Raw genomic sequence first — 20,275 nt, 5'->3', positions numbered from 1 at the left:
GTGACGTCCCGTCGGGCTCCTCGTCAGCGGCGGCCCAGGACCTCGGCGATCCTGGTGAACCCGTCGGCACCGTGTCCGCTCGCGATGGCCCGACCCGCCCAGCCTTCGGCCGCGCGCATGACGGAGGCGTCGATGCCGTGGGCCTCGGAGGCCTGCACGATGTGGGCCATCGACGAGGCGGCCGAGGTGAGCGGGTTGCCTTCGCCCGAGTACGTGCCGTCGTCCACGTCCCCCGCGGTCTCCTCGAAGATCGGCGGGAGGATGGCGGCGATGCCCTGGGCGAACGGGACCAGCTCCCGCGCCGTGATCCCCTCCGCCCGCGCCACCGCCAGGGCGTGGGCGTAGCCGGCCATCGCCGTCCAGAAGACGTCCAGCAGGGCCACGTCGTAGGCGGCGGCCCGGCCGATGTCCTCGCCGAGGTGGGTGTGGGCGCCGCCCAGTGCCTCCAGTGCGGTCCGGTGCTCGTCGAAGAGCTCCCGCGGGCCGCTGTGGATGAACACCGCGGCCGGGGTCCCGATGGTCGTGGTCGGCGTCATGATCGCACCGTCCAGGTAGCGCACTCCGTGCCCGGCGGCCCAGGCCGCGGTGTCCCGGGCCCGGTCCGGGGTGTCGGCCGTCAGGTTGACGACCGTACGTCCCTTGAGCGCGGCGGTGACCGCGCCACGCCTCAACACGGCGTCGGCGGCGTCGTAGTTCACCACGCAGACGACGGTCAGCCCGCTCGCGGCGACGGCTTCCTCGGCCGTCTCAGCGCTGACGGCGCCGCGCTCGACGAGGTCCCGGTCCCGGCCCGGCGTGCGGTTCCAGACCGTGGTCCGCAGGCCGGCGGCCAGGAACGCGGCCGCGAGCGAGCGGCCCATCGGCCCCAGCCCGAGTACGGTGACAGCAGATTCTTCGGTGAACGAGGACATGGCTCAACTCCCAATGGACGCAAGGCGAACTGAAACAGAGATGGAGAGGCTGAAATGACGCGCGGTCGTGCCCAGGACCCGGATGTCTGCGGCGTGACCGCCGCGGTCGCCGTGATCGACGGCAAGTGGAAGACGGGTCTGCTCTGGCTCCTGGAAACGGGCCCGCGCCGCCCCGGCGAGCTGCGCAGGCAGTTGCCGGGCATCAGCGAGAAGGTGCTGACTCAGGCGCTCCGCGAGATGGAGACGGACGGACTCGTGCACCGGGAGGTGTACGACACGCTGCCGCTGAAGACGGAGTACTCCCTCACGGCCTTCGGCCGGGAGCTCTCGGAGGTGTTGGCCCCTCTGTCCGACTGGGGCCACCGCCGTCTGGAGAAGCTCGCCGCCGAGCGGTCGGCCGCATCCTGACGCATCACATCACCTCCCGTCCCACCTGGTCCCGGGCGACCCTTCGCCACCCCCTCACCAGAGTCCCCCGAGGACCGCGCTCCGCCAAGTACCCACAAAAAGGTGGGTACTGGAGGGGGTATGGGAGGGGGTGCGGGAGGTACTGGAGGAGCGCCTCAGGCCAGGCGGGCGCTGATCCGGTAGCGCATGTCGCCGGCTGCCCGGCGGATCTCCTCGGGTTGCGCGTCGTCCTCAAGCACCCCCAGGAGCACCATCAGCGCCCGCGCCTCGTCGGCGCTGATCAGCTTCAGGCGCGGCTCCGTGACCCCGTCGAGCAGTGCGTCCAGCAGGTCCAGTACGTCGTCCATGCCCACACCAACGCCCGGCGCCCCGGCCGCGTCACCCTGGTGTCCGCCCCACCCGGAGCCGCACGCCTCACCAAGGAGCTGGTGCCTGCGCTGCGGGTGTCGTGGCCGGAGTCCTGCGCCTCGGCCCGTACGGCGGGCACGCGCGTGACGGCTGGCGGTACTCCGCAGAGGCCCTCGAAGTGTTCGTACGGCTCGGACGCGCCTCGCCGGAACCCTCACCGGCACCGGCACCAGACCCGCGCGCTGACGGCGCTCCTCCATCGCCGGCCCGCTGGAGCGCGGTGGTCCGAAGGCGGCCAGGATCTATCGGAGCGCGCACGAGCCATGGCCAGGCCGGCCTCGACAGCATCCCGCCAGATCGTTCCCGGAGTCAGGATCCGGGCGGCCAACCGCTCGTACTCGGCCTGTTGGTCGGGGTCGCACCGGGACCGCATCGGCCGGGTGGGTCTGGCCTTCGGCGAACGGCACCGGCCACCTCTGGCGCGAGTTCGACCACGTCTTCGTCACCCGTCCGGCCTCCGGCCGGGCCATCTCCTCCTGTGACATCGACGAAGCCCGAATGGACACCACGGAGAACACGGATGGAGTCGCCACGAACGGCTTCTCGGACCACGCCCCGGTCGTCGTAGGCCTCGGTGACCAGCCCGTCCCGGCCCGCGTCCCCGGCGGCTGGCTCGGCGCCTCGGTCTCCCACCGCGGGGACTGGACCGGCGACGGCTGGGAGGACCCGGTCGCCCGCGTCGGCACCCCACTGCGCGTCTACCCGGGCGGGATGGACGGCCGTCTGAAGTCCCCCGTCGCCCTCGGGACCGTCTCCGCGGACGCACAGGTGGTCAGCGTCGGGGACATGACCGGCGACGGCGCCACCGACCTTGTCGTCTCGGCCGACAACAAACTCTGGCTGTACGAGAACGACACGGCCGCGGACGTGAAGCCCGCCGTCAAACCCAGGAAGGAGATCGGGAACGGCGGCTGGTCCCCGCTGACTCTCAGCGCCCCCGGCGACGTCACCAAGGACGGCATCCCGACCTGCTCGCCCGCGACATCCGTGACGGAGTCCTGTACCTCTACCGCGGACGGTCCGACGGCACCTTCGGCAACCGCAGCGAATACGGCCGCAACTACACCACGGCCAACAGGCCCCTGATCGCGGGAGCCGCAGACGCCGACCGGAACGGCACCGCCGACATTGGACCACCACGGGCGAGGGCACCCTGAAGTTCTACAAGGGCGAGCTGTCGGGCACGAACGCGGTCGACGGTCCGGGTACACAGGTCGATGGCAGCGGCTGGAGCGCGATCACCATCATCGCCTGACCCCGTCGTACTACCGGCCCCGGCACGATCTGCGGGCCCGCAACGCGGGCTCCGGATCCGGTCCGGGGGCGCGTGGTGTCAGCCCTTTCGGTGTCAGCCCCTCCGACGGCGCTTGCGGGCGACGATCGCGCGGGTGACCACGGGCGGGAGCAGGTCCTTGGCCAGCTTGCGCCAGCCGGCACCGGGCCTGCGCGCGGCGGCGGGAGCGGGGACCGGCTCCGGTTCCGCCCGCGGCGCGGGGTGCAGCGGCTGCGGGGGTTCCGGCGCGACCGCCCCATGGTCCCCGATGCGTACCAGGGGGCGGCCGTCGATCACGTCCACGCCGTGCCAGAGGTCGGTGCGCTCCTTCAGCCATGCGAGCAGAGCCGTCTGGTGGGGCGCCGGGTCGCCCCAGGTTGCGTAGAGTTTCGAGGCGGAGACGCAGATGGGGTGCAGTTCGCCCGTGACCACGGCGGTCCAGACGGCGGCCGCGACGCCGGGACAGTGCTCGGAGCGGTAGTCGTCGAAGACCACCACGGCATCCGGGGTCGCGACGAGACGTGAGGACGCGATGTCCGTGACGACGTGCTCGTAGAGATGTGAGGCGTCGACGTGCACGAATCGGCAGCTCGTCGGCTTGACCCGGTCGGCGACGACCGAGGTGGGCGCTTGGATCAGCGTCGGCAGCGCCTCGTGGAAGGCCAGGTAGTTCGTCTCGAAGCCGCGCCGCGTGAGGGTGGGGTAGGAGCTGCGGTTCTCCGCGACGTTGAAGTCGTCCGTGGCGGGCGAGTCGAAGAGGTCGCAGACGGTGAACTCCTCACCGGGCCGGAGGTACCGTCCGAGGAAGATCGCGCTCTTCCCCATGAAGGCACCGAGCTCCAGCAGGTCGCCCGGCTGCCCCTCACTGCTGTTCTGACGTGTCAGGAACCAGTCGAAGAGCACCTGGTCGTACGCCGAGAACCACCCCTTGACCTCGCCGTACGTGGTGGGGACGAGCGGGGCCGGCTCACCGTCGGGGGTAGCGACGGAAGCCTGTGAAACGTGCGACACGGAGAGTCATCCTCCAGCGGAGTGGCATCGGTTTTCACGCTGTTACCCGGGGGGTACCGGAACCCTAAGCCCTGGGCGGACGTGTGGCGAGACATGAGCGGGACCGGCCTGTGCTTGCTGCCCGGCGCAGCCGCTGGACCGAGGCGTTGTGGTACGCGCCGGGGGGCCGGGCGGTGGTCGCGAGCAGGTGCAGCGCCTCGTACCCGTCCAGGTGCCGGGCGGTGGTGCGCTGGCACCCGTCGGGCGCAGGCACGGTGCATCGCAGGCGACACCGTTCTGGGCCCCGACTCTCCGTTCCGTCTCCAGTACCCTGAGCCCTACGCCGAGGCGGCTCGCACGTGGTTGCACGCCGAGGCCGACGTCGTCGACACCACGCACCTCACACCCGCCCAGGCTCCCCAGCACATCGCGGACGCCGTCACAACCTAGGGTTCGCTCCCCTCATCCGACGTGCGAGGTCTACAGAAAGACCGGTGGCGCTGGGCGGCGACCAAGCTCCGCTGGGGCCTGGCGGTCGACGAGGACGCACGGAACGGCTGTTCGACATCGCGGCCGGCTGCAGAGGCACCGAGGTGGAGTTGATCCCCGCCCCGTAACCCGCTCTGCGGATGAACTCGTACGTCGACAAGGGCTGCGGCGTAACTACCGTGCCTCGCGCCCGGAGCGTGCTTCCCGAGCGCGATGTGCGTGCCCTGACGACACGCTCACACGTCGCGGCGCCTCACCATGAGCCGGGCGAGTGCGACCGCGATCAGCGGCCAGAGCGCGTACACGACCCAGGAGCCGGAGACCGTGGCGGTGTAGCCCGGGGATCCCGGATCTGGCTCCCAGTTCTGGACCAGGCGCCTCCAGGCGGCCGACACCATCGCGTGGTTGATGTCCGCCGACCAGCGCTCGCTCTCCGAGAACATGGGCGGCAGCATCAGCAGGGTGAGGACGGTGGTGACCATGGTAGCGGCGCTGTGGCGGAGCAGGACGCCGAGGCTCAGACCGATCAGTGCGCAGACCGGGGCCAGCAGCGCGGATGCCACCAGCGCCCGGAACACGCCGGGGTGGGTGAGCGGGACCCCGGCGTGCCGACCGCTGAGGACGGCCTGGGAGACCAGGAAGGAACCGGCGGAGACGACCGTGCCGACCGCGGTCCAGAGCGCGGCGGTGACGGCCGCCTTGGCCAGCACCACCGAGCCCCGGGCGGGGACGGCCACGGTGGTGGTGCGGATCAGGCCGCTGCTGTACTCGCTCACGACGGTGAGGGCGCCGATGCTGCCGGCGACGAGCATCAGCGTCCAGTACCCGGCCGGAGGATAGGCGTCGTAGGGCAGGAACTCAGCGGGGCCGGAGCGGGCGGCATTGTCCGCGAGTGTGGCCACGGCGGAGGACCCGATGACGAACAGGATGGTGAGTGCGATCGTCCACGGGGTGGAGCGCAGAGACCGCATCTTGATCCACTCGGAGGCGAGCAGGTCGCGGAAGCGGGCGGGCCCGGTGACGGGATTGGCCGGGGGGACGGAGCCGAAGGTGGTCATCGGGGCTGTCCTGCCTGGTATTCGACGCTGTCGGCGGTGAGTTCCATGAAGGCCGTCTCCAGTGAGGCGGTGCGGGTGGTCAGTTCGTCCACTCGGATTCGGTTCTCGAAGGCGAGTGCTCCGATCCGGTCCGCCGGGAGCCCTGTCACGGCGAGCCTCTCGGCGCCCGCCGAGCCCTCCGGCTCGACCGAGGCGCCCGCCGCGGTCAGCACGGCTGCCAGCTCGGCGGCCTGCGGTGTCCCCACCACGACGCTGCTACGCGTGCCGCGCGCCGCGAAGTCCCGTACCGACTCGGCGGCGATGAGGCGGCCCCGGCCGATGACGACCAGCTGGTCGGCGGTGCTCTCCATCTCCGACATCAGGTGGCTGGAGAGGAAGACCGTGCGCCCCTCGGCGGCCAGGCGCCGGAGGAGCCGGCGTACCCAGAGCACCCCCTCCGGGTCCATGCCGTTGATCGGCTCGTCGAACATGAGCACGGGCGGGTCGCCGAGCAGGGCGGTGGCGATCCCCAGACGCTGCTTCATGCCGAGGGAGAATCCCCCGATGCGGCGGTGCGCCGCGTCGGCCAGTCCCACGTCCTGAAGCACCTCGTCCACCCGGCGCTGCGGAATGCCGTTGCTGCGGGCCAGGGCGGACAGGTGGGCGGCGGCGCTGCGGCCGCCGTGGACCTGTCCGGCGTCGAGGAGGGCACCGACGTGCCGCAGTCCGCGCGGGTGGTGGTGGAAGGGGACGCCGCTGACGGTGGCGGTGCCGGTGGTGGGCGCGTCCAGGCCGAGGATCATCCGCAGGGTGGTGGACTTGCCGGCTCCGTTGGGGCCGAGAAATCCGGTGACCTGGCCCGGCCGCACGATGAAGGACAGGTGGTCGACGGCCGTCTTGCTGCCGTAGCGCTTGCTGAGTTCGTTGACTTCGATCACGGCACCCACACTGCCGAGAGGCCCCCGGCCCGGACATGGGGCCGTGGACGGCAATCGTGCGGCCGGGTTGGCCCGTGGGCGTACGTCCCGGGGCTGATGCCGCGCGGGCGGTGGCCGGGTTAGTCTCGCGGCGTGAACCTCATAACGATCACCCCGTTGCCCGTGCGTGTTGCGCACCGCGGCCTTGTCCGCCAGTGGGGGGCACGCCACCGATGAGGAGAACGAAGGCCGCAGCCTGGGCGGGGGGTGCCGCCTACCTTCTCATGGTGGGTCTGCTGGTGGGAGGCGCGACACGGGCTTCGGGCACGGTCCACGCTGTAGGGTCGGTGCTGGCGGTGAGCCTGCTCGCCGGCGTGGTGCGGCGGATGCCGCTGCTGGCTCTCGCCATGGCACTCTTCGGATCCACCACGGTGGTGGTGGGCACTCCGAGCTCCCTCCATGCGGGCCAGTCGGGTGGGTATCAGGGCCAGTTCCTGTCGTATCTGGCGGTGGACCTCGTCCTGGGCTTCATCGTCGCCACCTGCACACGACGGGCGTCGATCGTCGCCGTGGCCGCGTGCTTCTCCGTGCAACTCCTGGTCGTCGGAGCCTTCGCGCACGGGGACAATCTGACCGTCAACGTCGTGATCGCCCTTCTGGCGATGGCGGCGTCCTCCACGGTCGGTCTGCTGAGTCGCGAGCGCCGCGAGCACGCGGTGGCGCTGCGTTCGCAGGAGGTGGCTGAGGCCGTGACCGCCGAACGGCTGCGGATCGCACGGGAGCTGCACGACATGGTCGCGCACAGCATCGGCATCATCGCCATCCAGGCCGGCGTGGGCAGCCGGGTCATCCAGACCCAGCCGACACAGGCGCGCGAGGCCCTGCGCGCCATCGAGGCCACCAGCAGGGAGACCCTGTCGGGCCTTCGGCGCACGCTGATGTCGCTTCGTCAGGCCGACCGGGGAGCGACCGCCTCGGAGCAGTCACCGCTCGCACCCGCGCCGGGGTTGGCAGACGTCGAACGGCTGGCGGCGGCCACGGCCGATGCGGGGGTACGCGTCGACGTGCGCCGCAGCGGCGAGCAGCGTCCGGTGCCGGCGGACATCGACCTCTCCGCCTACCGGATCGTGCAGGAGGCGCTGACCAACGTGGTACGCCACGCGGGCACCGGACGTTGTCAGGTGACCCTCGGCTACGGAGCCCAGGAACTGTCCGTGGAGGTCGTCGACGAGGGGCTCGGCACCCCCGGGAATGGCTCGGCCCACGGCTTCGGCCTCGTGGGCATGCGGGAGCGGGTCGGTCTGCTGGGCGGTCACCTCAGCGCCGGGCCGCGACCCGAGGGCGGCTTCCGAGTGGCAGCCAGGCTGCCGCTGCCCGCAACCGTCGGCGTTCCGGTGGAGGCCCGATGACCGCCCGGGTGGTGCTCGCCGACGACCAGCCGCTGGTGCGGTCCGGTCTGCGCGTACTCATGGCCGATCACCCCGACCTGGAAGTCGTCGGTGAGGCCTCCACCGGCACCGAGGCGGTCCAGCTGGTCAGGGACGTCAGCCCCGACGTCGTGGTGATGGACATCCGCATGCCGGGCATGGACGGGATCGAGGCCACCCGCCTGATCACGGCCGGTCCGGCAGCGACCCGCGTCCTCGTCCTGACCACCTTCGACGAAGACGATCACGTCTACGGCGCGCTCCGGGCCGGCGCGAGTGGCTTCGTGGTCAAGGACATGGCGCTGGACGACATCCTCGCGGCGATCCGAGTGGTCGCCGGCGGAGACGCACTGATCGCCCCTGGTGTGACGCGCCGTCTGATCGCGGACTTCGTCGGGCGCCCCGAAGCGTCTGCCCCGGCACCCTCCCCACGGCCGGTCGCGGGCATCACCGAACGGGAACGGGAAGTACTGACCCTGGTCGGTCACGGCCGGTCGAACACCGAGATCGCGCAGGACCTCTTCATCACGGTGGCCACCGCGAAGTCGCATGTGTCACGGCTGCTCACCAAACTGGGCGCCAGGGATCGGGTCCAGCTCGTGATCACCGCCTATGAGACGGGGCTCGTCACGCCGCCTCGCTGATGGCTTCCGTGAACCCCATGGTGAAGTCCCGGAGCCGGTGGAGAGCAGCGCGCCGCAAGTCCGGCTCCCGGAGGAACGGCGCGGCCCGGCGGCACCGGCCTGCGACTGCAGCACGCCCCTGGTCGCGGCCGGTGCCATCCACGGCGCCACGTACCCGCCGCTGCCCGGATCCCATCTGGCGACCGAGTCCGGCAGCGACGCGCTCTGTCTCCTGGCCACCGCACCCGCCGCCCCCGCACACACCGCCGGCAGCAGCCACCTCGCGCATGGGCCGCAGCCGGCGCGCGTGTTGCAGCCACCGGCCGAGACGTGGCCGGCGTTCCAGTGCCGCAGGGCCGTGCGCTGGTAGCCGGTCCGGTCATCCGCTGCCGGCAGGGGCCGGCGCATTGAGCGCGAGCCGGGCGGCGGCACCTGCGGTGCGGCGGGGCCGGGCTCAGTGCTCGCCCAGGTAGGCCTTCGTCTCCGGGCGGCCGCACAGGGTGACCAGGACGGCCGAGAGGAGGAAGGTGGTGACGAATCCGGCCAGTTGGGTGAGGGTGCCGTCACGGTCCCAGTCGGCTCCGGCGACCATGCCGCCGATGGCAAGGCCGGAGACGGTCGCCGGGATCAGGGCCAGTTGGCTCAGGCGGTCGCCCGCGTGGGTCCTGCCGGCGAGCACCCGGCCGCCGTTGCGCAGCAGGCCCACGCCGAGGGCGAGGACGGGCAGGCCGAACAGGCCGAAGCCGTTGCCGTCGGTGAGGAGCAGCAGGAGGAACACGGCGAAGACCGCGATGACGGCGCCGGCCGCGATGCCCAAGGCGCCCGCGCCCGTCGCCGCCGCCGGTCGCGGCCTGCCGGAGGAATCGTTCATGGCTGGAACTCCTTCTCGTGTCGTCCGGTCGGGGGCCGCCGGCCGCAGGCGCCCCGGGCGCGTGGCCCGGCCGCCCCTGCGTGTCTCGATGTGGCCGGCGGGGGCGGTGCCGGGGTGTCTGAGGGCGTAGTGCTCGGCGAGGCGGCCGAGTCCCTCGGGCTCGTCGAGCCAGGGGGTCTTGAAGCTGCACTCCGCGCACCAGCAGCGGTGGGGCACGTCGGCTCCTCGCCTTCCGTCGGGTGGCGCCGCTGACGATGGTGGCCCGGGCCATGGCGGTCGCACAGGTCAGGGCCCCGGCCATCGGTGACCGGCGGCCACGGGTAGGCTCACCGCCGTTCCTACCGGTGGGTCAGGGGAGATGAGGGATGGCAGAGGACGTCGGCACGCTGTTACGACGGCTGCGCGAGCGGGTGGGTCTGACGCAGGAGCAGGTCGCCGAGCGGTCCGGCGTCAGCGTCCGCACCATTCGCCGGCTGGAGAACGACCGGTCCTCCAACCACCGGGTCGCAACGCTGAACCTGCTCGCGGACGCGCTCGGCCTGGAGGAAGGGGACCGTCTGCTGCTGGCCGCCGCCCTCGCCGGTTCCCCCGACTCCCCCGGTGCCCCCGCCGCTGCCGCCGCGGCGGCACGTCGTCCCGACGCGGACCACCGCCCCGGGCACGAGCTGCCGCCGGCCCGCGCGGCCGCCCCGCCCGACCGCGCCCCCGACCTGGTGCCCGACCGCGCGCCCGCCCTGGCGTCCGCCCTGTCGCCATCTCTGTCGCCCGTCCACGGGAGGCTGGCCGACGCGGCGGAGGAACTGGCCATGGAGGTCCGGCGCCGCTGGCGTCGGGAGGAGGCGCAGCGGCGCGTGCACGACCCGTTCCCCCTGCCCGTACGGTGGACGCCGGCGCCCGGCGCACTGACCGACCGGGCGGAGAACATCCAGCGCCTCGGGCCGGGTGAGCTGCCGCGTGCGGTGGATCTGGACGGGGACCTGCGAAGCCTCGCCGAGGTGTACCTCAGGATTCCCTCCGGGCGGCTGGTCGTCCTGGGGCGGGCGGGCTCGGGGAAGTCCGTCCTGACCGTCAGGCTGGCGCTGGACCTCCTGGAGAGCCGGGCGTCGGCCGCGCACCGCCGCGTGCCGGTCGTCTTCAGCATCGGCTCCTGGGACCCTTCGACGACCGCGCTGCGGGACTGGCTGGTCGGCCGGCTCCTGCGCGACCACCCCCATCTGGCCCGCAGCGGCCCGGGCGGGGCGACCCTGGCGGCCGCGCTGGTCGACGGCGACCTCGTCCTTCCGGTCCTGGACGGGTTCGACGAGATGGCCGAGGGGCTGCGACGCGACGCCCTGGACGCTCTCAACGCCACCGCCGCGCCACTCGTCCTCACCAGTCGGCGCGACGAGTACGCCGAGGCCGTCCGGGCGGCGCACACACCGCTGGTCTGGGCGGGTTGCATCGAGCTGGCCGACCTCACGCCCGAGGACCTCGCCGACTACCTGCCCCGCACTGCCCGCACGGTCCACACTGCCCGCGCCGTCCCGTCCGCCCGGACGGGCGGCGACGCCGTACACGGCTCGGCGTGGGACACGGTCGTCGCGGAACTGCGCACCAGCACCGGACCGGCGCACAGGAACCTGGCCGAGGTGCTGACCACCCCGCTCATGGTCGTCCTCGCCCGTACCCTCTACAGCGAGTCCGGCGACCGCGATCCGGCCGAGCTCCTGGACGTCGAGCGGTTCCCCACGGTGAGGAGTCTGAGCGAGCACCTGCTGGCGGGCTTCGTGCCCGCGGTCTACCGCCGCCGCGCCCCGGAGCGGGACGCGGGCGGCCCGCGGTCCGGGGCCCCGTACGCGGACGCCGTCCGCGCCGAGCGCTGGCTCGGCCGCCTCGCCCACCACCTGGTCCGCACGGACCACGAGCGCCACGACCTCGCGTGGTGGCGGCTCGGCCATGCGCTGTCCCGTACGGCACGGACCGTGGCCCTCGTACTGGCGACCGCCCTGGCCGTCGCCCTGGCCGACTGGTCGGTCGGCCTCCTGCTCGTGCCGTTGCCCCCCGGGGAACTGCTGCTGCAGGGCGCTCTCATGGGGCCGGCCGCGGGGCTCGGCTTCGGAGCGGTCTACGCGATGGTGGACAGATCCGGTGGCGTGACGGCCTTCGAGCCGACCAGGGTCCGGCTGACGCTGCGCGGCACCCACGCCGGTCTCGGCCGCCGGTCCCTGCGCACCTTCCTCTCGCGGCTCGGGCAGGGCCTGATCGGCGGAACCGTCATGGGCGTCGGGTGCGCGTGTGCCCTGACCCTCCAGCGTGCCCTGGCCGCGGGGACACCGCTCGCCGATCCGGACGTCGTCTCGGGCACCTTGATCAACATGCTGGTCTTCGCGCTGATCTTCGGCCCGGCCTCCGGTCTCGTGTTCGGTCTGATGGCCGCGCTCGAAGCGCCCGTGGACGTCTCCACGGCGGCCACTCCGGTCAGTCTGCTGACCTCGAACCGTGCGACGGCGGGCCGCCAGTTCCTCATCCTGGCCGTGGCGCTCACCCTGGCCATCGCATGCGGCGGATACCTGGTCGTCGCTCTGCTGCGCACCGTGATGGGACCGCTCAACTGGGGCGTCCAGGACAGCCTGTTCATCGGTACGGTCGGCGGTCTGGGGGGAGCGGCCGCCTACGTGCTCGCCTTCACGGCCTGGGGCCAGTGGATCGTCCTGGCGCGCGTCTGGCTCCCGCTGGCCGGGCGACTGCCGCCGGACCCCGCCGCGTTCCTCGACGACGCCTACCGGCGCGGGGTGTTGCGCCAGACGGGGGCCGTCTACCAGTTCCGCCACGAGCGGCTGCAGCACCACCTCGGCCGCGCCTTCCGCGGCGCGCACCGGGACTTCGCGCCGGCGGCGTTCGAGCAGCCCTCCACCGGGCGTCCCGTCGGCGACGCACGTCCGGGCGCCGACGCACGTCCGGGCGCCGCCGAGGGGGAGGCCGACTGACGCGGGGCGGGCGGAACCCCCTACGCCCGGCCCCTTGCGGCGGCCGGTCACCGATGGCCGGTCGTATGGCCTGGTGGCCGCGGGGCGCGGGAGACCAGCATCAGGACGTCCGGCTCGCAGCGGGTCATCCCGCGGTGCGAGCCTCCCCGATGAAGGGTTCGTGATGACGTCCCGTCGTATCACCGCACTGGGCGCGGCCTTCGCGCTCACCGCTCTGCTCGGCCCCGGCGCGGCACTCGCCGCTGCGGCTCCGGCCGCCGCACCGGTGGTCACCGCCGCCGCTCCCCCGGCCGCCGCCCAGATCCCCGTCTTCACGGACGGCCATGGTCTGACGCTGGTCCCCGGGGACACGCAGGTGCACGGCCCCACCGACTTCACCCTCACCGTCACCACCCCGCAGGTCTCCGGGAAGCACCGGATCCGCATCCTGCTGCCCGCCGCCTACGACGCCGACCCCGGCCGGCGCTGGCCGGTCACGTACTTCCTGCACGGCGGCAGCGGCAACGTGGACGACGTCGCGGCCGCGCCGGCGCTGCACTCGAACTCGATGATCACGGTGGTGCCGGACGGCGGGCTCAAGGGCTGGTACGCCGACTGGGTGATGCAGAACACCGCCGAAGGGGCCGCGAACTGGCAGACCTTCCACCTCTCCCAGGTCGTCCCGTTCATCGACGCGAACCTGCGCACCCGTACCGACCGGGCCCACCGGGCGGTCGTGGGGCTGTCGATGGGCGGCTTCGGCGCCTTGCACTATGCACAGGCCCGCCCCGACCTGTTCGGGCACGTGGCCGCCCTCTCGGGAGGCATCGACTTCGGCATGTGGCAGGTCCGGGCGGCCGTTCTGGCCACCGAACTCAACGCCACGGGGGCCTGGTGCGCGAGCACCACCTCCGGTTCGGCCGGCTCCGGCCGGTGCACCGGCTTCGGTCCGGTCGTGGACAGCGACGCGATCTTCGGTTCCCCGTACCCGGTGTTCGGCGCCGACCGGGTGTGGAACGCGGTCGACCCGGCCGCGCCGGCCAACCTCGCCAGGCTGTCGGGCACCGGCATCACGCTCTACACCGGCAACAACGACCTCATCGACGTCCACACCGCAGCCGCCTCGCAGACGGTCAAGGGCCGCCTGGACCGGCTGGGCATCCCCAGCAGGCTCGTCGACTACGGCAACGGTGCGTCGCTCTCCCCGAGCTGCGACGGCGGGCACAACTACGGCTGCTGGGGCCCCGCCTTCGCCGACTACGTGCCGCGCCTGGAGGCCGCCTTCGCCGCGGCGGGATGACCTGCGGGCACGGGCGCAGGGCAGGGGCAGCGCGAAGGCAGCGCGAAGGCAGCGCGAAGGCACGTACGCGCCGCGATGTGAAGGGGACGACGGCATGGAAGAACGGGACACCTACGAGCAGCCGACCGGCGAGGCAGCGGCGCTGGCGGCGCAACGCGGCCTCGGGCAGTGGCATCGCACCTTCCGGATGAGGCAGAGCCGCCTGTTCGGCAAGCACAACGCGTCGCGGCTCTACCTCTACGACGGCGGCGCGGTGGTGACGGGCCCCGAGGGGTTCCGCTCCGCGTACTCCTGGGACACGGTGCGGGTGCTGCGGTACTTGAGCGTCCGCAACGGCGTCCCGTGGGACGCCCGGTACACCCTGCTGGACCCGCAGGGCGCGGCGGTGAACATCGGTCCGGGCACCCGGGTGTTCCTCGGGGACGAGAAGCGGGCGCTGGGCATCACCTCGGTGGTGCAGGGTGCCCTCTTCCTGTGGCCGGACGTCTGGGGTGAGCACATCCTGCAAGCCGTCACGCGCACCCAGCTGCCGAAGGTGTTCGCGGCTCTCGAACGCGGCGAGACCGTGGACTTCGGGGCCTACAAGGTCGACCGGCACGTCCTGGCGGGCCGCAAGCACTCCGCCCCCTGGTCGGAGATCACGGAGATCTCCTCGCACAGCGGCTCGCTGATCTTCAACGGGAGCCTGAAGCGCACCACGGTGGACAGCGCGGACCTGCAGAGCATCGCCAACCCGGATCTGTTCCTGAGGCTGTGCCGGCACCTGAAGGGGTGACAAGACCGGAGAAGGGCCCTACCTGTGAATGCGCGCAGGCCACGCCGCATCACAAGGGTCGCGTGAAGCACGACACAAACGTCCGCGCACCGGTGGTGCAAAGGGTTCGTTACACGGTCGCGCCGCCCCAAAAACCGCTCATCGCGGGGCGGCGCGGCTCTGTAATGTGAGCGAACCTTCGAGATCAACTCGAACGTTCGACCAACACCATGGGGGGCCGGTGCGTAGTCGCCGACTTGTCTTTTCCGCTGCCGTGATCGCGGCAGGCGTCGGGTTCATGCCGGGGGGCACGGCCCAGGCCGCGGGGCCGTCCGCTGACGGTGCCCACGGCGTCACTTCGTCCAAGGACCTGCTCAAGACCGCCGCGAACGCGTTCACCTTCAGCAGCCCGGCCGACCGGTCGGTGAAGCAGAACCTGCCGGCCGCCGGAAACAAGACCGCTGCCGCTCCGCAGGCTGCGGGCGCCGACCTCAAGGTCGGCCTCAGCGGCACGGCCACCAGCGCCCGGACGATCGACCTGAAGTCCGAGATCACCAGCAGCCTGGGCACGCCGCTCACGGTCGTGATCGACTGGGGCGACGGCACATCCAGCAGCGAGCACGCCGGCGGCACCGAGACCAAGACCTCCCACCACACGTACGCCGAGGTGGGCAGCTACACGGTCAAGGTCACCGTGTACGGCGTGGACGGCGCGAACGGCCCCTCGGCGACCAACGAGATGCCGTTCATCACCCCAGGCTCCGAGTTCACCCCGCACAGCCCCACCCGGCTGCTCGACAGCCGGGACGGCACGGGCGCCGCTCAGGCCGGCCAGGTGCCGGCGTGGGGCGAGGCCCGGGTGAAGGTCGCCGGGAACAACGGCATCCCGGCCGACGTCGCCGCCGTGGTCCTCAACGTCACGGTCACCAACACCAAGACCGCCGGTCACGTACGCGCCTACGCCGACGGCACCGAGCGTCCGACCACGTCGAACGTGAACTACGCGGCCGGCGACTCGGTACCGAACCTGGTCGTCGTGCCGGTCGGCAAGAACGGCTACGTGAACCTCTACAACAGCGGTGAACAGGGCGTCGACCTGATCGCCGACGTGACCGGCTACTTCACCCGGACCTCGGCCAACGGCTACACGCCGACGGACCCGACGCGCTTCGTCGACACCCGCGAGGGCCTCGGCACGCCGCGGGGCATGGTCCCCGGGCAGGGCCAGTTCGGCGTCCAGATCACCAGCACCCGCGGCGTGCCGGCCGGCGCCAAGGCCGTGGCGCTCAACGTGACCGTCACCAACCCGCGGACGGCCGGTCACCTGACCGTGTTCCCCAGCGGCCAGGCCGCGCCGAACACGTCCAACGTGAACTTCAGCGGCGGCCAGACCATCGCCAACTCGGTGATCGTCCCGGTCGGCGCCGACGGCAAGATCGTCGTCCGCAACGGCAGCTGGGCTGCAGCCGACGTGATCGTCGACGTCGTCGGGTACTACAGCCCGGACAGCGTGAGCGCCTACATCCCGGTCCGACCCGTCCGGGACCTCGACACCCGTGACGCCTCGCAGTGGCCCTCCGGTCCGCTGAAGCCCTACCGCTACATCTACTCGACGTTCGGGGAGGAAAACACCACGGCCACCGCCATGGTGTTGAACACTACGGTCACCAACACCAGCGGCGCCGGGCACCTCACGGTCTCCCCCGACCCCAACGCCCTGTGGCAGTACGAGAACAAGACGCACACCCCGCCGGTCGCGCCGAACTCCTCGAACCTGAACTGGACTGCGGGCAAGACCGTGCCGAACCTGGTCCAGGCGAGCCTCGGCGTCAACGGCATCGTCGACTTCTTCAACCGCAGCGGCAACAGCATCGACCTCGTCATCGACATCTTCGGCGTCTACGACAAGCACTGAGCGGTTTCTCCGGTCGGCAGCTCTGGCTCGTCGACTGCAACGGCTCCGGTACCGGGCATTCCCAACTTCTCACCGCACCCCAAGCGGGACACGGGCCCGCCATCCCTACACAGGGGGTGGCGGGCCCGCCCTCTGCAGGTCCGCCCGTAACGTTCCGCCTCAGCGCCGACGGACACCTCACCCGGTGCGGCTGGGACCTTGCGGGGCGATACGTGCCCACCCCCAGGGCGCCGCGCTCTTTACGTGCCCCTGCCGTCGCGGTTACCTGGGGCACAGAGCTACGAGCCACGGGGGCGGACATGGCGGGCTGGCAAGGGGGATGGCGACGCGGGCTCTCGCGGATCGCGGTGGCACTGGCCACGCCACCGCTGGCCGCGGCCCTGGCGTTCGGGGTGGCCTGGAAGTCGGCGTACGGGACGCTCGGCAGCTGGGGGTTCTTCCTCGGCGGGTTGCTGCTCCCGCTGGTCCTGCTCGGCTGGCACGCCGCACGCGCCGCGCGGCGCGGGGCCTCGCTCATCGCACTGTCCGCCCTTCCGGCCGGCCTCGGCGCCATCCTCGCACCGGCACGACCACGCGGCCGCAACCACGTCCGGGGACGGTGGTGGGATGCAGCGTCATGCCTACGGCGTGGCGCCGGCGGGTCCTGCGGGCTCGGCGGGCGTGGCGGGCTCGGCGGGCCGCTCGGCCTTGAGCGCGAGCTCGTCCTCGTGGTGCCGCAGGGCCAGCGTCAGTGCGCCCGACGTGCACTGGAAGATCCCGATGGCCGCGAAGGGCAGCGAGAGGACCAGGAGTCCGAGCATGTCGGCAAAGTCGCGGGCGACAGCGCAGCGGGTGCCTTCGGCTTCCGCGTACGTCTTCAAGCGCGACCTGCGGCCGTCGTCGGCACCGTCGTCGTAGAAGACCCGGGAAGCGCACTCGATGCTGCCGTTGGAGTCTCGTTGGATGCTGAAGGGCGCGAACAACTGGTACGCGAGAGCGATCCAGATGCAGCCCGCCACCAGAAGCAGGGAGATCCCCTGGGTCTGCTTGCGGCTCGCGCGCTGGCGGAAGGTTATCTCGTGCGCATCTGCTGTCATGCACGTGAATCTAACCCCGCCTGGCTTTGTCCACGTCAGCGGCAGTGCCTGTCCACCTCGTCGGGAGGCCGGAAGCCGGTCGGCGCAGCGGTGGTCGCGCGCGGAAACGACGTCGCGTTGTGGGCAGTCAGGTCTGACGGGGATGCCGGTGGGCCGACCGCCGCAGGTCCCTTGTGCCGGGAGCGGCCTGGGGGGCTGGCGGTGCATACCGGCAACCGTCGTTCTGGGGGTCACGGTGGCGCCGCCGATGTCGCCGAGCACCCGGGCCGTCCCGCCCCGGCCGGGGCCTCCGCGTCGGCCCCGGTCGTGCCCCTGTCCGCGCCGGTCGCGCCCTTGCAGGCCGGGCCGGTCGCAGGTGGTGGTGGCGCGGTCCTCCCGCCGCGAAGACCTGGTGACGATGTCCCGGTCGGTGAGCATGCCCTTGAACTCGTGGTCGGTACCGCGATGGGCACCGGCTTCCGCGATGCGTGTCCTGACGGCAGCGGGAGCCGTGCCCGACACCCTTAAGGTGCAGTCATGCCCGACCTGATAGTCCCGCCGCAGCGGACCCTGCGGCTGGCGCCCGTCACTGCTGAGAACTTCGAAGCGGTGTGCGCCGTACAAGTACGCCCCGACCAGGCGCATCTGGTCTCCCCCGTCGTCAAGTCCCTTGCGGAGGCATACGTTTATCCGGCCAGCGCCTGGCCGCGGGCCATCGTCGACGGCGGCGACGTCGTCGGCTTCGTGATGGCCTTCCACGACATCGTCTGGAACCCGGCCACCGACCCGGGCGACCGGCGCAGCGGCATCTGGCGGCTGAACATCGACGCCGGCCGCCAGGGCAAGGGATACGGCCGCTTCGCCGTTCGCGCCGTCATCGAGGAGATCCGGCGCCGCGGCATCCACCAGCGGGTCTACGTCAGCTGGCACGTCGGCGCCGGCAGCCCCGAACCCTTCTACCTCGGACTCGGGTTCACCCCCACCGGCGAACTCACCGGTGGCCAGCGCGTCGGCGTAATCACCCTCGACGCGACCCCACCTCGGGCGGGCTGAGGACGACCGTGCCGCCGGGCCCCGGCGCCAGTTCGGCGTCAGGCCCGGACGCGCCCGCACGGAACGCCTGCGGACTCATCCCCCGTACTCGCTTGAACGCCGCGGACAGCGCGAACGCACTGCCGTATCCGACCCGCCGGGCCACCCTCTCGACCGTCGCATCCGGTTCGCGCAGCAAGTCCGCCGCCAACGCGAGCCGCCAGCCCGTCAGATAGCCGACCGGCGGCTCCCCCATCACCTCCCGGAACCGGCGTGCCAGCGACGCCCGTGACACCCCCACCCGTGCCGCCAGCTCCTCCACGGTCCACCCGTGCGCCGGGCTCTCGTGCAGCAGCCGCAGCGCCGGGCCCACCACCGGGTCGCTCTGGGCCTGGAACCAGGCGGGCGCGCTCGAATCCGCTGCCGAGGGCCACGCACGCAGCACCCCGATGAGCAGCAGGTCCAACAGCCGGTCCAGCACGACCTCCTGGCCCGGGTCCCCGCTGGAGATCTCGGAGGCGAGCAGGTCGATCAGGGTCGCGTCCGCCGCTTTCGCCGCCCCCGCCGGTCTGACCAGGATGTTCGGCAGTGCGCCCAGCAGCCGGCGGCCGATCTCGCTCGGCGCCTGGTAGGTGCCGCTGAGCATCACCGCCGATCCGGCGTGCTGGTGGGCGGCCCCCCAGGTCCGCACGCCGAGCGCCATGGAATCGGTGACGTCCTCGCCCTCCGGCGTACTGCACCGCTGGTCCGGCCCCACCGTCACCTGTACCGGCGTACCTGGGGCGTCGGCCACCGTGTACGGGTCGGGCCCGCGCACCACCGCCACGTCGCCCGGGGCGATGAACACCGGCTCGCCCCCGCCGTCGGGCAGCAGCCACGCCGAGCCGCGCACCATCGTCGCCACCGACAGCGGAGCGCGGTCTTCGATCCGCATGGCCCACGGCGGGTTCAGGACGGACTTGAGGAGGAAGGCACCGCGGGCCTGAGGGCCTTCGAGCAGCCCGGTCAGCATGTCCATGCGTACATCTTCTCCGTCCCGCATCCGCGGACGGGGGTGACGGGTGCTCAGGAGGACGGGACGGCCCAGACGCCGGTGGCGGCGGCCTCTCGGGCGAAATCCGCGAAGTCCCTGGGCGCCCGGCCGAGGACCTCCTCGACCCCGTCGACCAGGTGCGCGTTGCGTCCGTCCAGGATGAAGTCCTCCGGCAGGCCGTGGTCCCGCAGCACCGCACGGTAGGCCTCGTCCGAGACCGGCACGTAGGCGATCTCCCGACCGATGGCCTTCGACAGTTCGGCCGCGACATCGGCGAAGCTCATCAGGCGCGGGCCGGACAGCTCGTACGTCCTGCCGATGTGCCGGTCGTCGGTCAGTGCGGCCACCACCACGTCGGCGATGTCCCCGGTGTCGACGAACGCCTCGACCGCGTCCGCGGTAGGCAGGGCGATCACACCCGCCAGCACCGGCTCCAGGAAGAAGCCCTCGTCGAAGTTCTGGTTGAACCAACTCGCCCGCACGACCGTCCAGTCGGCCCCGGAGGCCTTCAGTTTCTCCTCGCTGATCCGCGCGGCCTCCTCGCCCCGTCCGGACAACAGCACGAGACGGCGTGCGCCGGCGGCGACCGCCGCCTCGGCGAAGGCTCCCACCTGCTCGGCGGCGCCGGGGAAGGAGAGGTCGGGGTAGTAGGTCACGTACACGCGGTCGACGCCCTCAAGGGCCGGGAGCCAGGTGCCGGGCTCGTTCCAGTCGAAAGCCGGCTCCGTGCTGCGGGAACCGACCCGGACCGGCCGGCCCTGGGCCGTCAGCTTCTCGGCGACCTTGCGGCCGGTCTTGCCGTGCCCTCCGATGACCAGGGTGATGGCCTGGTCGGTGGTCTGCGTCTCGTTCTTCGTCGTCTTCGTCATGACCTCAGTCAAGTCGAG

At 72.0% G+C, this 20,275-nt stretch carries 18 protein-coding genes and 2 pseudogenes; 11 read left to right on the top strand and 9 right to left on the bottom strand.

The window, feature by feature from the left end; genetic code table 11:
- Positions 1-23 precede the first annotated feature (23 nt).
- A complete protein-coding gene (locus ACFWFZ_RS02825; RefSeq protein ID WP_387115548.1) occupies positions 24-911 on the bottom strand; it encodes an NAD(P)-dependent oxidoreductase in 888 nt (295 codons plus the stop codon).
- Positions 912-965: 54 nt separating this feature from the next.
- Between ACFWFZ_RS02825 and ACFWFZ_RS02820 the strand changes: the two genes are divergently transcribed.
- Entirely contained in the window at positions 966-1,319 is a 354-nt protein-coding gene (locus ACFWFZ_RS02820; RefSeq protein ID WP_387115545.1) for a winged helix-turn-helix transcriptional regulator, read from the top strand.
- A 155-nt stretch (positions 1,320-1,474) separates the two neighbouring features.
- Here ACFWFZ_RS02820 and ACFWFZ_RS02815 read toward each other — a convergent pair whose 3' ends face one another.
- Positions 1,475-1,666, bottom strand: a complete 192-nt coding sequence (locus tag ACFWFZ_RS02815; RefSeq protein ID WP_356785421.1) for a hypothetical protein — start codon at positions 1,664-1,666, stop codon at positions 1,475-1,477.
- A gap of 559 nt (positions 1,667-2,225) precedes the next feature.
- Here ACFWFZ_RS02815 and ACFWFZ_RS02810 point away from each other — a divergent pair.
- Both ACFWFZ_RS02810 and ACFWFZ_RS02805 read left to right on the top strand, forming a co-directional pair.
- Positions 2,226-2,486, top strand: a pseudogene (locus ACFWFZ_RS02810) (hypothetical protein); the annotation flags it as partial.
- The gene (locus ACFWFZ_RS02805) at positions 2,369-2,884 is read left to right on the top strand and encodes an FG-GAP repeat domain-containing protein (protein ID WP_387116303.1); all 516 of its coding nucleotides are present in this window, start codon (positions 2,369-2,371) and stop codon (positions 2,882-2,884) included. The pseudogene ACFWFZ_RS02810 and the gene ACFWFZ_RS02805, both read left to right, overlap by 118 nt.
- Positions 2,885-3,075: 191 nt before the next feature.
- Here the strand turns inward: ACFWFZ_RS02805 and ACFWFZ_RS02800 are convergent, their stop codons facing one another.
- Positions 3,076-4,011, bottom strand: coding sequence for a class I SAM-dependent methyltransferase (locus ACFWFZ_RS02800; protein WP_387115542.1), 936 nt, complete (start codon positions 4,009-4,011; stop codon positions 3,076-3,078).
- Between the two features lie 258 nt (positions 4,012-4,269).
- Between ACFWFZ_RS02800 and ACFWFZ_RS02795 the strand changes: the two are divergent.
- Positions 4,270-4,440: pseudogene (locus tag ACFWFZ_RS02795) on the top strand (ATP-binding protein); the annotation flags it as partial.
- A gap of 275 nt (positions 4,441-4,715) precedes the next feature.
- Here ACFWFZ_RS02795 and ACFWFZ_RS02790 read toward each other — a convergent pair.
- On the bottom strand, positions 4,716-5,537 hold the full coding sequence (locus ACFWFZ_RS02790; RefSeq protein WP_387115539.1) for an ABC transporter permease: 822 nt from the start codon (positions 5,535-5,537) through the stop codon (positions 4,716-4,718).
- On the bottom strand, positions 5,534-6,454 hold the full coding sequence (locus ACFWFZ_RS02785) for an ATP-binding cassette domain-containing protein (RefSeq protein WP_387115536.1): 921 nt from the start codon (positions 6,452-6,454) through the stop codon (positions 5,534-5,536). The genes ACFWFZ_RS02790 and ACFWFZ_RS02785 overlap by 4 nt, the downstream gene beginning before the upstream one ends.
- Positions 6,455-6,780: 326 nt before the next feature.
- Between ACFWFZ_RS02785 and ACFWFZ_RS02780 the strand changes: the two genes are divergently transcribed.
- The gene (locus tag ACFWFZ_RS02780) at positions 6,781-7,842 is read left to right on the top strand and encodes a sensor histidine kinase (RefSeq protein ID WP_387115534.1); all 1,062 of its coding nucleotides are present in this window, start codon (positions 6,781-6,783) and stop codon (positions 7,840-7,842) included.
- The gene (locus ACFWFZ_RS02775; RefSeq protein ID WP_387115531.1) at positions 7,839-8,504 is read left to right on the top strand and encodes a response regulator; all 666 of its coding nucleotides are present in this window, start codon (positions 7,839-7,841) and stop codon (positions 8,502-8,504) included. The genes ACFWFZ_RS02780 and ACFWFZ_RS02775 overlap by 4 nt, the downstream gene beginning before the upstream one ends.
- Before the next feature lie 433 nt (positions 8,505-8,937).
- Here ACFWFZ_RS02775 and ACFWFZ_RS02770 read toward each other — a convergent pair whose 3' ends face one another.
- A complete protein-coding gene (locus ACFWFZ_RS02770) occupies positions 8,938-9,354 on the bottom strand; it encodes a hypothetical protein (RefSeq protein WP_387115529.1) in 417 nt (138 codons plus the stop codon).
- Positions 9,355-9,719: 365 nt separating this feature from the next.
- Between ACFWFZ_RS02770 and ACFWFZ_RS02765 the strand changes: the two genes are divergently transcribed.
- The 4 genes from ACFWFZ_RS02765 to ACFWFZ_RS02750 all read left to right on the top strand — a co-directional run bounded on the left by ACFWFZ_RS02765 (position 9,720) and on the right by ACFWFZ_RS02750 (position 16,268).
- Positions 9,720-12,320 (top strand): helix-turn-helix domain-containing protein, encoded by a 2,601-nt coding sequence (locus ACFWFZ_RS02765; protein WP_387115526.1) that lies wholly within the window; start codon positions 9,720-9,722, stop codon positions 12,318-12,320.
- 163 nt (positions 12,321-12,483) lie between these two features.
- Complete coding sequence (locus ACFWFZ_RS02760; RefSeq protein WP_387115523.1) at positions 12,484-13,599, top strand: alpha/beta hydrolase; 1,116 nt, start codon at positions 12,484-12,486, stop codon at positions 13,597-13,599.
- Between the two features lie 94 nt (positions 13,600-13,693).
- The gene (locus tag ACFWFZ_RS02755) at positions 13,694-14,374 is read left to right on the top strand and encodes a DUF6585 family protein (RefSeq protein ID WP_387115520.1); all 681 of its coding nucleotides are present in this window, start codon (positions 13,694-13,696) and stop codon (positions 14,372-14,374) included.
- 277 nt (positions 14,375-14,651) lie between these two features.
- Positions 14,652-16,268 carry a hypothetical protein gene (locus ACFWFZ_RS02750; RefSeq protein ID WP_387115517.1) on the top strand — a complete coding sequence of 539 codons (1,617 nt, stop codon included), beginning with the start codon at positions 14,652-14,654 and terminating at the stop codon, positions 16,266-16,268.
- A gap of 620 nt (positions 16,269-16,888) precedes the next feature.
- On the opposite strand, the gene ACFWFZ_RS02745 is transcribed toward ACFWFZ_RS02750, so the two are convergent.
- Positions 16,889-17,344, bottom strand: coding sequence for a hypothetical protein (locus tag ACFWFZ_RS02745; RefSeq protein ID WP_387115514.1), 456 nt, complete (start codon positions 17,342-17,344; stop codon positions 16,889-16,891).
- Between the two features lie 516 nt (positions 17,345-17,860).
- Here ACFWFZ_RS02745 and ACFWFZ_RS02740 point away from each other — a divergent pair.
- Positions 17,861-18,376 (top strand): GNAT family N-acetyltransferase, encoded by a 516-nt coding sequence (locus ACFWFZ_RS02740; protein ID WP_387115511.1) that lies wholly within the window; start codon positions 17,861-17,863, stop codon positions 18,374-18,376.
- Here the strand turns inward: ACFWFZ_RS02740 and ACFWFZ_RS02735 are convergent.
- On the bottom strand, positions 18,342-19,373 hold the full coding sequence (locus tag ACFWFZ_RS02735; protein WP_387115508.1) for an AraC family transcriptional regulator: 1,032 nt from the start codon (positions 19,371-19,373) through the stop codon (positions 18,342-18,344). The genes ACFWFZ_RS02740 and ACFWFZ_RS02735 overlap by 35 nt on opposite strands.
- A 47-nt stretch (positions 19,374-19,420) precedes the next feature.
- The gene (locus ACFWFZ_RS02730; RefSeq protein ID WP_387115506.1) at positions 19,421-20,257 is read right to left on the bottom strand and encodes an NAD(P)H-binding protein; all 837 of its coding nucleotides are present in this window, start codon (positions 20,255-20,257) and stop codon (positions 19,421-19,423) included.
- Positions 20,258-20,275: the final 18 nt, after the last annotated feature.

The sequence above is a fragment of the Streptomyces sp. NPDC060232 genome (assembly GCF_042726555.1).
Taxonomy (GTDB): Bacteria; Actinomycetota; Actinomycetes; order Streptomycetales; family Streptomycetaceae; genus Streptomyces.
The sequence above is the reverse complement of the archived record's forward strand: the minus strand, read 5'-3'. Positions and strand labels throughout refer to the sequence as shown.